15 protein-coding genes are annotated in these 12,433 nt (G+C 61.4%); 4 read left to right on the forward strand and 11 right to left on the reverse strand.

Features of this window, described 5'->3' with window-relative positions:
* Positions 1 to 14: 14 nt before the first annotated feature.
* The 8 genes from ACINK1_RS00255 to ACINK1_RS00290 form a co-directional block, all read right to left on the reverse strand.
* A complete protein-coding gene (locus ACINK1_RS00255; protein WP_376799961.1) occupies positions 15 to 335 on the reverse strand; it encodes a head-tail adaptor protein in 321 nt (106 codons plus the stop codon).
* A complete protein-coding gene (locus ACINK1_RS00260; protein WP_376799959.1) occupies positions 332 to 916 on the reverse strand; it encodes a head-tail connector protein in 585 nt (194 codons plus the stop codon). Before ACINK1_RS00260 ends, ACINK1_RS00255 begins: the two co-directional genes overlap by 4 nt.
* Positions 917 to 987: 71 nt before the next feature.
* Positions 988 to 2,199 (reverse strand): phage major capsid protein, encoded by a 1,212-nt coding sequence (locus ACINK1_RS00265; RefSeq protein WP_376799958.1) that lies wholly within the window; start codon positions 2,197 to 2,199, stop codon positions 988 to 990.
* A gap of 53 nt (positions 2,200 to 2,252) precedes the next feature.
* Positions 2,253 to 2,702, reverse strand: coding sequence for an HK97 family phage prohead protease (locus tag ACINK1_RS00270; RefSeq protein WP_376799956.1), 450 nt, complete (start codon positions 2,700 to 2,702; stop codon positions 2,253 to 2,255).
* A 38-nt stretch (positions 2,703 to 2,740) separates the two neighbouring features.
* On the reverse strand, positions 2,741 to 3,952 hold the full coding sequence (locus tag ACINK1_RS00275; RefSeq protein WP_376799954.1) for a phage portal protein: 1,212 nt from the start codon (positions 3,950 to 3,952) through the stop codon (positions 2,741 to 2,743).
* A 24-nt stretch (positions 3,953 to 3,976) separates the two neighbouring features.
* On the reverse strand, positions 3,977 to 5,239 hold the full coding sequence (locus ACINK1_RS00280; protein ID WP_376799996.1) for a DNA-packaging protein: 1,263 nt from the start codon (positions 5,237 to 5,239) through the stop codon (positions 3,977 to 3,979).
* Complete coding sequence (locus ACINK1_RS00285; protein ID WP_376799952.1) at positions 5,208 to 5,741, reverse strand: hypothetical protein; 534 nt, start codon at positions 5,739 to 5,741, stop codon at positions 5,208 to 5,210. Before ACINK1_RS00285 ends, ACINK1_RS00280 begins: the two co-directional genes overlap by 32 nt.
* Positions 5,742 to 5,914: 173 nt before the next feature.
* A complete protein-coding gene (locus ACINK1_RS00290) occupies positions 5,915 to 6,382 on the reverse strand; it encodes a YcgN family cysteine cluster protein (protein WP_376799950.1) in 468 nt (155 codons plus the stop codon).
* A gap of 423 nt (positions 6,383 to 6,805) precedes the next feature.
* Between ACINK1_RS00290 and ACINK1_RS00295 the strand changes: the two genes are divergently transcribed.
* From ACINK1_RS00295 to ACINK1_RS00305, 3 genes are read left to right on the forward strand one after another with little or no spacing between them, the layout of a single operon-like run.
* The gene (locus ACINK1_RS00295) at positions 6,806 to 8,749 is read left to right on the forward strand and encodes a transglycosylase domain-containing protein (protein WP_395759938.1); all 1,944 of its coding nucleotides are present in this window, start codon (positions 6,806 to 6,808) and stop codon (positions 8,747 to 8,749) included.
* Between the two features lie 10 nt (positions 8,750 to 8,759).
* Positions 8,760 to 9,335: a DUF1214 domain-containing protein gene (locus ACINK1_RS00300; protein ID WP_376803067.1), complete on the forward strand. Its 576-nt coding sequence runs from the start codon at positions 8,760 to 8,762 to the stop codon at positions 9,333 to 9,335.
* On the forward strand, positions 9,332 to 9,889 hold the full coding sequence (locus ACINK1_RS00305; RefSeq protein WP_376799947.1) for a hypothetical protein: 558 nt from the start codon (positions 9,332 to 9,334) through the stop codon (positions 9,887 to 9,889). The genes ACINK1_RS00300 and ACINK1_RS00305 overlap by 4 nt, the downstream gene beginning before the upstream one ends.
* A 7-nt stretch (positions 9,890 to 9,896) precedes the next feature.
* On the opposite strand, the gene ACINK1_RS00310 is transcribed toward ACINK1_RS00305, so the two are convergent.
* Complete coding sequence (locus ACINK1_RS00310; protein WP_376799946.1) at positions 9,897 to 10,679, reverse strand: hypothetical protein; 783 nt, start codon at positions 10,677 to 10,679, stop codon at positions 9,897 to 9,899.
* Positions 10,676 to 10,876, reverse strand: a complete 201-nt coding sequence (locus ACINK1_RS00315; protein ID WP_376799945.1) for a hypothetical protein — start codon at positions 10,874 to 10,876, stop codon at positions 10,676 to 10,678. The genes ACINK1_RS00310 and ACINK1_RS00315 overlap by 4 nt, the downstream gene beginning before the upstream one ends.
* Positions 10,877 to 11,030: 154 nt before the next feature.
* Between ACINK1_RS00315 and ACINK1_RS00320 the strand changes: the two genes are divergently transcribed.
* Entirely contained in the window at positions 11,031 to 12,074 is a 1,044-nt protein-coding gene (locus ACINK1_RS00320) for a hypothetical protein (RefSeq protein WP_376799944.1), read from the forward strand.
* Here ACINK1_RS00320 and ACINK1_RS00325 read toward each other — a convergent pair.
* A complete protein-coding gene (locus tag ACINK1_RS00325; protein WP_376799943.1) occupies positions 12,060 to 12,407 on the reverse strand; it encodes a DUF1491 family protein in 348 nt (115 codons plus the stop codon). The two genes, ACINK1_RS00320 and ACINK1_RS00325, sit on opposite strands and share 15 nt — an antisense overlap.
* Positions 12,408 to 12,433: the final 26 nt, after the last annotated feature.

Consider the following 12,433-nt stretch of genomic DNA (forward strand, 5'->3'; position numbering starts at 1 on the left):
CGGAAAGAGAGCATTTACGGTTGGATTTCTTCAACCAGGATGAGCCGGTAGCCTGGTTCGGCGGAGCGGTGGGCGAGGATGCGAAACAAACGATCCCCGCCCAGTCGCAAGCGATGATCGAGCGATACCGCCGGCCCGTTTCGCAAGCGCAGATGGTGGGTGGCACGACTTTCCAGCGCGCCGTCGCTGAACCTCGTCGCGAGGCCAAGCGGCGTCATATCGGCCCATAAGGCGCCAGCCGGAGTAAAGGTGCGTACAACGCCGCCCGCTCCATCGTCGAGATCAGAGGCAGCTTCCAGGACGAAGCGGTGGCGCAGTCTGCCGGGATCGCTCACCACAGCACCCGATAAGGTGCGATCAGGGCGTCGACGACTGGAGGGGTCGGCGCCAGATTGGCGATATCGCTGTCGTGCCGATGCTCAAACCACAGCGCAGCAAGACGAAGGATCGCCTGCTTGAGGGGCGCCGGCACAAGAGCCGCGTCACCATACCCGGCCACGACATCGATCTCGATGCCATTCCCGTTACGGCCCGGCTGCCGGCCGACACCATCGACGATCAGCCTTGGGGGAACATGAGCCTGATCGAGGCGGTATTGCTGCGGTTCAACGATCTGCGCCACGCCCAGCTCATCATAGACACGTATGGCAAGCACGCGTGCGACGGGCGCCAAAGGCAATTCGACAACGCGTCCGAACGGCGAGGCGCGACTGCGCTGCGGCCAGACGTCAAGATAGACACGCCAGTTCTGCGTCACCAGGCGACGGCGCGTCAACGCCTCGACATGGGCACGGGCGGCCGCGATGAAGCTGATCAGGAGCGCATCTTCATCATTGGTCTCAACGCGAAGCTGGGATTTGAGATCGGCAAGAGTAACGGGTTCTTCCCCCGGCGGCACAAGAAGGGCGGACGGCATGGGCGGGTCCCTTGTGGGCAAGAGCTGGAGCAAAGCGGGAGGCGGCAACGCGCCTCCCGCCAGATTGAAGATCAGGTCGTGGCGATCTTGAGGAGCTTGATGGCGTTGAAATCCTGCACGCCGCCGCCGACACGCTTGGTGGTATAGAAGAGGATATAGGGCTTGGCGGAATAGGGGTCGCGCAGGATGCGGGTACCGATGCGATCAACGACCAGGTAGCCGCGGCGGAAATCACCAAAGGCAATCGGCGTGGTGTCGGCGCCGACATCCGGCATGTCTTCTGCTTCGATGACGGGGAAGTTCATCAGGCTCGCAACGCCGCCCGGCTGCGCCGGCGGCTGCCATAGATACTGGCCCTGCGTGTCCTTGAACTTGCGGACCGCTGACTGCGTACGCCGGTTCATGACGAAGCTGGCATTCTGGCGATAGCCAGCGCGCAATGCATAGACGAGATCGACAAGACGGTCGGATGGATTGAGCGTCACGAAATCTGCCGCCGCGCCACTGGTCACGTAACCCAGCCTGCCCCAGCTCCAGCTTGCTTCAGCGACAATCGTCGAGGTGAGAAAACCTCGGGGTTGCGAGGTACCGTTGCCCACAACGAACGCACGTCCTTCCTGTTCCGCAAAAGCCGTTTCAACTTCGTCAGCAATCCAGCGTTCGATGTCGACTGCGCTGTCATCCAGAAGGGCGCCGGTTGCGGCCGGCATGGCGTAAAGCTCGAGCGTGGGGAAATCGAGCGCATTGAGCGTTGGCGTTGTTGTTTGCGGTCGGGCAACCTGTTCGCCCACCCAGCCTACCGCAAAACCGGTCGAGGCGAAGGGTTTGCGGAAGGTGGCGCTCGACACCTGCCGCACGGTTGCAATGCGGCGGATCGGCGAGATCTGCGCCAACCGTGCGCCGATCATGGCATCGACTTCAGGTGTCACGGTATAGCCGCCATCGGGATTGGACTCGATCGACAGTGCCTTTGCTTCAAGGCGACCGAGAGCGCCCGCATCGCCGCGTCGGATATACGCCTGGAACGCACGTCCATGCTCACCAACCAGACGCGGTTCACCACCTTCCAGCTGCGGACGGGCGGCTTTCAGCGCGAGGCTGCGGATCCGCTCATCCTGACGGTTGAGGTGCGCATCGATGCGTTCGAGCTTTTCGTCCAGCAGGACATCGCTCGTGCCACGACGCTCGATTTCATCAAGCCGTTCATCGTTGACTTCTTTAAAATCCTCGAACGTCTTGGCAGCCGGAAAGGCTTTGGTTTCACTGCAGGCATAATTGGTCATGGGCGATCCTTTCGTTCCCAATGAGACGACAAAACAGAGTGCGACGGACAGTGTCAGGCGCCGATGCGGGCGCCTGGAAGCATGGGAAAGGTCACAACCGAGATTTCCCAAAGATCGATACGTTTCAGGCGCCGCAGACGGCGTTGCGGCTCACGCACCGCCTCGGCAGCGCGAAAGCCGATCGACAGGCCGTCGAGGGCGCCAGCACGGATGAGCGCAAATACATCGCGCGCACGCGCAACCTCCGGCAGGAGCTTTCCTGTCACCCGCAGGCCGATGCGGTCTTCCTCCAGCGCGAGCCACACGCCGATCGGCTCAGAGGGATCGTGCTGGTAGAGGCATTTGACGCCACCTGGACCGCGCGATGCGAGGCTCGCTTGAAAGGCGCCTGGCGCAACGATGTCACGCGCCTGGTCGGGGCGATCAAAGAGCGACGCATAGCCGGAAAAGACGCCCTCGGCGGTGATAGCAGGGGGCGGCAGGCGTGGTGTCGACATAGCCATAGATCATCTCCGGAAAATGAATTGGGTTGCGCGCCGGCTCACAACGAGGTGTCTTCCGTTCCGCCGTCAGCACGTTGCAAGCGGCCATAGCCAACGGCTTCGCGCTTTTCGTCATTGGTCAGAAAATCGGCCGCGCCAACGCGTTGCCACAGCGCCTCGCGATCGGCCGACAGGGCGTCGACGGCATCGCTGTCGACATCAAGCCTGACGGTTCCCAGAAGCGGTTGCAGCCAGTGTTCAATGGCGCCGAGCACACGCCCCAGAAGCGGCATCACCGTCTGGCGATAGAAGGCGCGATTGGCCTCGACGTAATTCGAGTATGTCGCGTCTCCCTTGATGCCGAGCAGCTGCGGCGGAACACCAAAAGCCAGCGCCACCTCGCGCGCGGCCGCATTCTTGGCCTCAACAAAATCAAGATCGCGCGGCGACAGCGACAGGGCTTTCCAGTCAAGCCCGCCCTCCAGAAGGAGCGGGCGACCCGCATTGGCTGCTCCGGAAAAGCTGTCGGACAATTCCTCTTTCAAGCGCTCGAATTGTTCACGGCTCAGCGTGGCGCCGGAGCTTGGTGCATAGACGAGAGCGCCTGAAGGCCTTGCCGAATTATCGAGAAGAGCCTTGTTCCACGCAGCCGCCGCGTTGAGCGTATCGAGCGACACGCCGGCCGCCTCCAGAGGCGCCAGGCCATAATGATCATTGACCGGATGGAAAAAGGCGATGTGGAGGATGGGCGACACATCGCCAGCGGGAACCTCCTGGCGGAAGCGCATGGTCTGGCTGCCGACTGTATAATCATAGGCTTCCGGCCACCCGCGCACGCCCGGCACAACCTGCATGCGATCGGGACGAAGCGCAAAAAGCTCGGCTGGCCGTCCATCGACGAACGCGGCCTCGATATAGGCGTTGCCGGCAAGCAGAAGATGGCTGACGACAGCCTCCAGGAAGGCGGCGCGCGACTGGCGCGGATTTGGCCGCTCAAGAAGTGACAGGACCGGATGGGTATCCAGTTCATCGCGCCCGTCGCGTGCCAGCAAGGGAACCGCCGCTACCTGCTCGGCAATGAGCCGGACGCAACGAAAGACAACCGGGTTCTTGGCGTAACCCTCGCGGGCGAGGCTCGCATAATCGCGCGGCAGCCAAACCGCACGACCTGGTTCGCTCATCGCGATCAGCGGGCCGGCAAGCGAGGCCTTGGTCGCAGGCACGCGCTCAGCGCTTGCCCACCGCAGGAAGCGGGGCATATTCCACACCATCGACATGCTCCAGTGGAAAGAGGGTCACAAACTGCGCAAACGCGGCGCTGCATCAGTCGTCAAACGGAGTGCGGTCAGCGCCCAGACGAGAGCGTCCAAGCGATCGGGGCTGCGGCCACCGGAAAGACCATCCACACCAAAATCACACAATTCATCTTCAAGCGCGGGAAAGCAGCCAACGTGACTGATACGCCCTTGCGCATAGAGCGCGGCGATGGGCTCGGCGCGCAGGACCTTGCCGCGCGTCGCGCGCACCGGCGTCACCACCACCTGCGGGTCGACCGCGGCGATGACGGCGGCGACCATATCGCCACCCTGGTTGACTTCCGCCACGAGCGCATCTGCTTCGTGGCGATGATAAAGCGCGACCGCGCGCGCTGCCCACTGGTCGGGGCGGGCGTTACTGATCGTGGCATCGTCAAGCACGTAACCTCTGCCATCAGCCCCCTGTCCCGCCGCGACGATGCCGGTTGCATCGGCGTTGCGGCGTGAGGTGGCCGCCGGGTCGATGGCGATCACAATACGCTTCAAGTGTGGCGCTTCCTGGCGCCGTGCAGCTTCGATGATCTCGCGCGTCCACAACGCGTCCGCACGCTCGGTGATGATGTCGCCGTCAAGCTCCTGACGCCCCAATCTTGTCCCGCCATATTTTCGCTGCATCGCCTCGAGGAACGCCGCTGGCAAATAGGGATTGGCGGCGGTTCCAGCCCTTGTCACCACACAGTCCGGTGCATTTAAGAGCTGCTGCAGGAGTGGCAGCGGGCGAGGTGTCGTCGTCACCAATTGCCGTGGCCGGACGCCGAGGCGCAAAGCAAATTGCAGATTGTCCCAGCACCGCTCCGCGTAGCGCCATTTAGCGACTTCGTCGGCCCAGGCGAGGTCGAATTGCGGCCCTCGCAGGCCATCTGGTTCGTCAGCCGAAAAGACCTGAGCGATCGTTCCGTTTCGCCATTCGAGGCGCCGGCGCGAGGGTAGCCAGCTTGGCCGCTCTCCCGGAGGATAGACAGCGAGCAGGCCCGACACGCCGTCAATCATCACGTCGCGCACATCCGCGTAGGTTTCACCAATGAGTGCAATGCGGGACGGCGGATCAGCGCCCATCACGCGTGACCTGATCCACTCGGCACCGGCGCGCGTCTTGCCGGCGCCACGCCCGCCCATAAACAGCCAGGTTCTCCAGTCCCCCGGCGGCGGCAATTGCTCAGGGCGCGCCCATTCCTTTTCAAACGCAAAGAGCCAGGCGGCTGCTTCGCGATCACTCAGCCCCTTCAGGAAGCGGTCCCTCATCCGTCGCGTCGGCAAGGCGAGATAGGCGGCGCGCAAGCTCTTCATGGATAGACGCCGCATCTCCGCCCATCTCCACATTTGTTGCCGGCGTGAGCTGGCTATCGAGTGCGGCGAGACGCTGCAGCGTTTGGACAAGCACGGTGAGGCTCTTGACATCCCCCTCGGCGGTGCCGGGCGCGGCATTCGCAAAGGCGGTAATCCGCCGCTCAAGCCCGGCGTAAAGGCGCGCCTGCAAGGCCGGACGATGAAAGCAGGCGGCAAGGCCAGGACAAAGACGGTGACAGTCAGCCGGCGCTGATTTCCCTGGCACGGCAGTGATGACATCAGCGCTGACCGCCATTGCCGCCTTGTCTGCTCTGCTCCAACCGGCGCGGCGGGCGTGGCGGGCAATCGTTGTGCGGTGCAGAGAAAACCGGTGCGCCAGAGCAACAAATGTTTCGCCTGATTCGAATGCCTGACGTATCTTCACCCAGTTTTGCGATCCTGCCTGACGGCTGGCCATAAGGCGGCGACCTCGTTGAGGAGCAATGACAGCACACGTGTTCGTCCGCCTCGGGGCGGTCAGGACATCGGTGCAGCGCGCAATTTCGGAATATAGCGAGGATGCCTGAAACCAGCGTTCACGTCAAGAATATATTCCTAGGTATAAATACCTATATCATGAAATCGCTTTTCCTATGACCCGGATTTGGGCGTCATGACAGGATCCCAGGTAATGGCGTGCAGCTCATAATCCTCCACTGCAACATCGCTTTCGCGCGCCGACACACGATTTCTGACCGATATGCCAGCCTCATGGACCGTCTGGCGCGATCCGGACACTAAATGGTGCCACCAGTACAGCGGCCTGCCCTGATCAACGAGAACGTAGGCGCATGTCGGCGGCAGCCAGGGTAATTCGCGCACGCCAGCAGGCGTCAGCTTGACGCAATCGGGCACGCGTTTCGACCGGTTGTCGTAGTCACCGCAACGGCATGCCTTGCAATCGAGAAGATCGCAGGCAACCGACGTCCAGATGATGGTATCTGTTTCCTCGTCAATTATTTTGTTGAGGCAGCAGCGGCCACAGCCATCGCATAGCGATTCCCATTCCTGGGAGGTCATCTCATCAAGTGTTTTTTCTTCCCAGAACGGAGCGGCCATGTGAAACTGTCCCAAACGCGAGCGGCCAGCGATGACTTGTTTTCGCCGTCCTGTCATGCTGAAAGAGCGATCGAGGCAGCGCCTTCCTGCCAGAAACCCGTTCTGTTCGTTGATTTCCGCGATTTCGGTTGATAGGCCATGAAAATTCCAGCTGATCAGGACAACAGGCAGACAGGCGCGCCCGATCCGCAAGCGGCCGTCGACCTCAGGTCTATGGCGCCAAAAACAAAAAAAAGCCGTTGGTCTTTCGGCCTTCTCGAAATCGATTCGATGATCGATGACACGCTCTATCGCTGCGGCGCGGTGCTCAAACAAAGCTATGACGGCTTCACCGTGTTCATGGACAGGTTCGGGGTTGTCGGCGTCAAGCGTATCGCCGTGGAATTTGCTTCGGACGGTCTGACATTTGCTGTCCTTGGCGGCATGCTTCTGCTTGCCTTTGCCAAACCCGCCTTTGAATACGCGAAGGTCGATTGGCGCAGCGCGCAGGATTATGCCATCGTCTTTCTGGATCGCGCCGGTAACGAAATCGGCCAGCGCGGGATCAGGCATACAGAGTCCGTCAGGCTCGAAGATATTCCCGCCTATCTGGTTCAGGCGACTCTGGCGACGGAGGATCGTCGCTTTTTCGAACATTTCGGCATTGACGTTCCTGGCACAGCGCGGGCTATCGTCGAGAACGCGCGCCACGCTGGCATCGTGCAGGGCGGCTCGTCATTGACGCAGCAACTTGCTAAGAATCTATTCCTTTCCAATGAACGCACCATCGAGCGCAAAATCCGTGAGGCGTTTCTGGCGCTATGGCTTGAGGTCAATCTCAGCAAGCGTGAAATCCTCAAGACCTACCTTGATCGCGCTTATATGGGCGGCGGCGCGTTTGGCGTTGAAGCGGCGTCAAACTTTTATTTTGGCAAGTCGGTCCGCGATATCTCCCTGGCGGAGGCGGCCATGCTGGCGGGCCTGTTCAAGGCGCCGAGCCGCTACGCGCCGCACATCAACCTGCCGGCAGCGCGCGGGCGGGCCAATCAGGTGCTGACCAATCTCGTCGAGGCCGGCTACCTCACCGAGGGGCAGGTGTGGGGGGCACGCCGCAATCCGGCGACGCCAGTGGCGCGGCGCAATGACGAGAGCCCGAACTATTTCCTCGATTGGGCTTTTGATGAGGTCAAGCGGCTGGTGCCGCGCGGAGAGCGGACGCTCACGGTCAAGACGACGATCGACGTCAATCTGCAGCGCCGGGCTGATCAGGCGATTGAGGATGCGCTGCGCAAATCCGGCGATGCCTATGACGTCGATCAGGGCGCGCTGGTCAGCCTTGATATCGACGGATCGATACGAGCCATGGTTGGCGGGCGCGATTATGGCTCGTCGCAATTCAACCGGGCGGTCACCGGCCAGCGCCAGACCGGCTCCTCATTCAAGCCTTATGTCTACCTGACCGCATTCATGAATGGTTACTCGCCGAAGACGGCCATCGTCGATGCGCCGATCACGATTGGCAATTGGAGCCCCAAGAATTATTCCGGCGGCTATTCCGGCGCCATGAACCTGACAGAAGCTCTGGTGCGCTCGATCAACACCGTTCCCGTGCGACTGACGGCCGCCATTGGACGAGCGAAAATCATTGAAACGGTGCGGAAGGCCGGTATCGAATCGGAGCTGCCGAACACGCCGTCTCTGCCTCTGGGCGTCGCTGATCTGACAGTAATCGAGATGGCACAGGGCTACGCGCATTTTGCCAGCGGGGGCAAATCGGTGAAAGCGCACGGGATCGTGGAAATTCGCAACCCCAAGGGCGACATCCTTTATCGTACCGACCGCGACGGACCGCCGCAGACCCAGGTTTTTCCGCCCAAGGCGGTTGCTGATCTGGTTGGTGTCATGGTCGAGATCGTCGAGCGCGGCACCGCTACGCGTGCCCAGCTCGATGGCATTCGGGCGGCAGGAAAAACAGGCACGACGAACGCCTACCGTGACGCCTGGTTTGTGGGTTACACGGGTAATTTCACGACAGCAGTATGGTTCGGCAATGATGATTCGACACCCATGAACCGCATGACCGGCGGCACCCTGCCGGCGATGACGTGGCAGGAATTCATGAGCCACGCGCATCGTGGCGTCGAGAGGCGGGCGCTATTTGGCGTAGCCGATGAGCCGCTCACACGGCTGTCGCGCGCCACACTGGCGGGAGGGGTGGACGTCTCCGCGCCGGCAAGCGTCGCGCCATTGCGCTCGCTCGCCTTGTCGAAGCAATCGGCCGAAGTGCTGAAGCGGATCGAGCGGCAATTGCGTTCAGCGCCGCCCCTCACGGTGCCATCGGCTGATCGTCCCGATGCGCGCCTGTCGGCGCTGCCGCAGCAAAATTGAGGACATCAATTTGCGCCGGCCGTTGACCATCATGGTCTCGATGTTCTGCGGCGTCTTGCTCGGCCTGTTGTTGACGCAAGCAGCCCTTGATCGGGAACTGGGTTTCAACAAGCTGCGCTTTGGACCGTGGATCGGCAATCCCCGCCTCGGGGGCATATTTGCCGACCCCTACAGCAAGGCGATGCTGGCACGCTCCGGTGAACTGCCTTTGGGTGGTGGCGAGGGGCTGACACTCGTTGCGGAACGCGACAGCGCAGGAAACGCTCTTTCAGCTCATTGCACCTATACGATCGCCGGTGACGTGCCTCCGGCCCGCTATTGGACGCTTGCCGTGTCGTACCGCGATGGCCGGTTGATCGATAATCCGTCTCAGCGCTTCGGCTTTACGTCGAGCGAGATCGTTCGCGGCGCCGATGGCAAGATCAATCTGGTTGCCTCGTCGCTGCCGCGCGCGGGCAATTGGATCCCACTGGCAGGAGCCGAACCGTTACGGCTGACGCTGCGATTATATGACACGCCGCTTGCCAATGAATCAGGTGGTGTACAGCCCATCTGGCCGGTCATTACGCGTCTGCAATGTCCATGACCGCGCTTTACCGCTCAGGCGTCTTGATTATCATAGCGTTTCTGCTCGCAGCGCTCACTCATGTCAGCGCGATCTTGCTGGTGCCGTCTCTCACCCCGATCGATAGCTGGACGAAACTTGCCAAGCTCGGCGATGTTGGAACATTCGCGCTCGTGACGACAACCGATGGTGTTTCGGATCTGGTGCCGCGCAATGACCCGATGACGATCATCGCCATCTGCCGCTATGATCTCGACGAAAGCGGGCCGGTGCGGATCAGCGGCAGGCTCAGCCTCCCCTATTGGGGATTTTTCGCTCATGACCGGCGCGGCATGGTCTATTACGCGATCAACAATCGCGCATTCGGGGAACGACCGCTTTCGCTGCGCGTGATGACTGGCGATGATGTGGTGCGCTTTCGCGCTGATCTGCCGGAGGATGCCGAACAGGAATTGCTGGTCGCATCGCCTGATGCGCGCGGCTTTGTCCTCATTCGCGCCCTGGTGCCATTTCCCGGCTCACGGCTGCGCGTGGAGGCTGAGCTGAAACAGCTCGAATGCCGGTCAGGACAATAGTCCGCGCCTATTTGGTGATCAGCGGCGGCAGACGTTTGCGCTCGCGGCGCTCGCCAGGGGCGGAGCGCTCATCCGAGGTTGCGCCAATGGCAGGAAGGCAGGCCGTAATTTCCCATGAGAGAGCATCAATCGCCGCTTCCGCCTCAACTGCCCGCGTCGACGGTGTTTCAACGATCAGGCGACCCAGCACGTAGCGATAGGCTTGATCGCGCAGGCCAAGTGCCTGGCAGACACTGCGGATGACACCGGTATTCTCGTCGACGCGCCGCTCGGCCGCCGCGCTCAATTCAGCGTCCGCATTCAGCGATCGGGCCGCCGCGATCCGCGCCCCGTCCGCCTTGCCAACCCTGGTGGCAATCAGGCGAAAGGCCGGCATGCGCTTGGCGTCGTATTGCGCCTGCTCGATGAGCCTTGCGTAGCGGGTTTCGTGCGAAGCGACGGGAAGCGTGAACAAGGCGGAATAATAGGCCTTGGGGTAATTTGCATACCAGCCATCGGGAAGGGCCCGCCACCAGGCGAACTGGTAAATGGCATTGCCGGGCACATCGCGGTCAGGCGGGCGCGCGAGATCCCAACCGACATTGCGCAGTTCGCGCTCCTCATCGGTCATTGGCAAAGGAGAAGGGGGAACTTTTCCAGCCACAACCGAAAACGGGCCGGAGACATTGGTAATGGTCGAGGCAAAGATACCGCTATCGCGCCGTCCCAGATCGCCAACCGGCGCGGCACAGCCTGCCATGGTGAGCGCGGCGGCCAGCGCCGCACCTCGGTAGGCGCGCCTGCCGATCACGACACGTTGCGGCGGCGGCGACGGGAGGGCGTCTTGCCGCGGCCAGCGAGCCTCTTTGATGCCGGCAAAGCATGGTCATCCTGATGGCGCTCATAGCGCACACCAAGGAACAGCAAAATACGCGCCGGTCCCGCCGCAACCGTTCGCGGCTGACGTCTGATTGCTCGCCATCGTTCCAGATCAATGATCTCAGCCATCGAGATATCCCCACTCTCACCCACGAATCACTGCCACTGCGGCACAGAATTGGTCCCGCGCCTTCATTAACAATTGACCTGGGTTAAGACTTCGCTAACGGCTCATGGTCAAAGTGAGAGAAATTTTTTACCACATCAGCCGCCAGAGGTTCCCATGACCGCGTTACCGCCAGCTCCCGAACGCCGTGATGACAGCCTGATTGCGAGCGAAAGAGCGCTGTCGATTGTCTTTGGGCTGGTGGACATGTTTGTCAGGGGCGAAGGCCGCCATCGCGCCAATGAGCTGGCGCAATTCGAAGCATTAATGTTGCATTTTCTTACCAAGATCGACCCGTTTTCGCGAGCCGTCGTTGCCCAGAAGCTGGCACCCTGCGCCTCTTTGCCGACAAGCATTCTCGAACTGCTTGCCTTCGACAGGGATGAAGTGGCCGAACCCATTCTGATGTCCGCGCCCCTGCTGCCACCACAAGTTATCGAGGCGATCTTGCAAACCGGGAGCGCAGCCCTGCGGGCGTGCCTCGAGAGGCGCCATACACAAACGGAAACGAAAACCACTGCGGCGCGCGCCTTGTCCGAACCATCCGTGCCGATGGCTGAAGCGTCCTCGCCTGCGATCACACAAGAGCCGGAGGCGAAACGTCCAACCCATGGTGGTCTTGCCTCGTCGTCGCAGGCCTTTTTTGATGCCTCACCGATCGACAGGCAGGCAACGCTGCAGCATCTGAGCGAAGTAAGTGAAGGCGAAGTACCCGCGCCGATCAGCCGAGATAAGCTTGAGACGCTGCTGCGGTTGCTCACGTTGCGCGATCATGACGGGGTGGCGCAGATCCTTACCGACGTTCTGTTGCTCCCGCTCCCCCTCACCCGGCGAATGATCGATGATCCGCACGGCGAAGCGCTCGTCATTGCTGGCCGTGTGATGGGTCTTGAGGAAGCGCAATTCCTGCGCCTGGTGCTGCTGGCAAATCCGCAGGTTGGCCGGGTCGTCGATCGCGTCTATCGCCTGCGCGCCCTTTACCGGCAGGTCAGCCCACAGGCAGCCGTCAAACTGGTCACGATCTGGCGGGGTTCAAAATCCGGCCAGCCACGCTTTGTCGCTTTCGACAATCGCCGCGGGACAAGCATCCGACAAGCCCAATCGACTCCGGCAGCGACCAACGAGCTCGGCGCGTTCAATCGATTGTCAGGACGTCAGTAAATCGCCGAGAAAGTGACGTCCGTCACGATCTTCCACTCCGACGATCCAGATATCACTGTCGAAACCGATTTCTCGAGTGAGGCGCTCATCCACATCGGAGGCGGGCATTGCCGCGCCGCTCCACAGCGGTGACCACCGCCGCTCACCTGAACCCTCGTCATATGCTGATTGTGGCGCCGGCACGAAAAGGAGGCTCAGCCGATCCGCGCGGTCCACCCGGATGAAGATCGAACCTGCTTCAATGGCTCCCTTGCGGGCAACGACAGCAAACCCTCCTGCTGCCGCGACACGACGCAGATAGGCATGCACCCATAGTTCGGACGTAACGCGCATCAGCTCGTATAAAGGTTCCTGTTCAG

The sequence above is a fragment of the Raskinella chloraquaticus (SeqCode) genome, assembly GCF_021731865.1.
GTDB classification, from domain to species: Bacteria; Pseudomonadota; Alphaproteobacteria; order Rhizobiales; family UBA4765; genus Raskinella; species Raskinella chloraquaticus.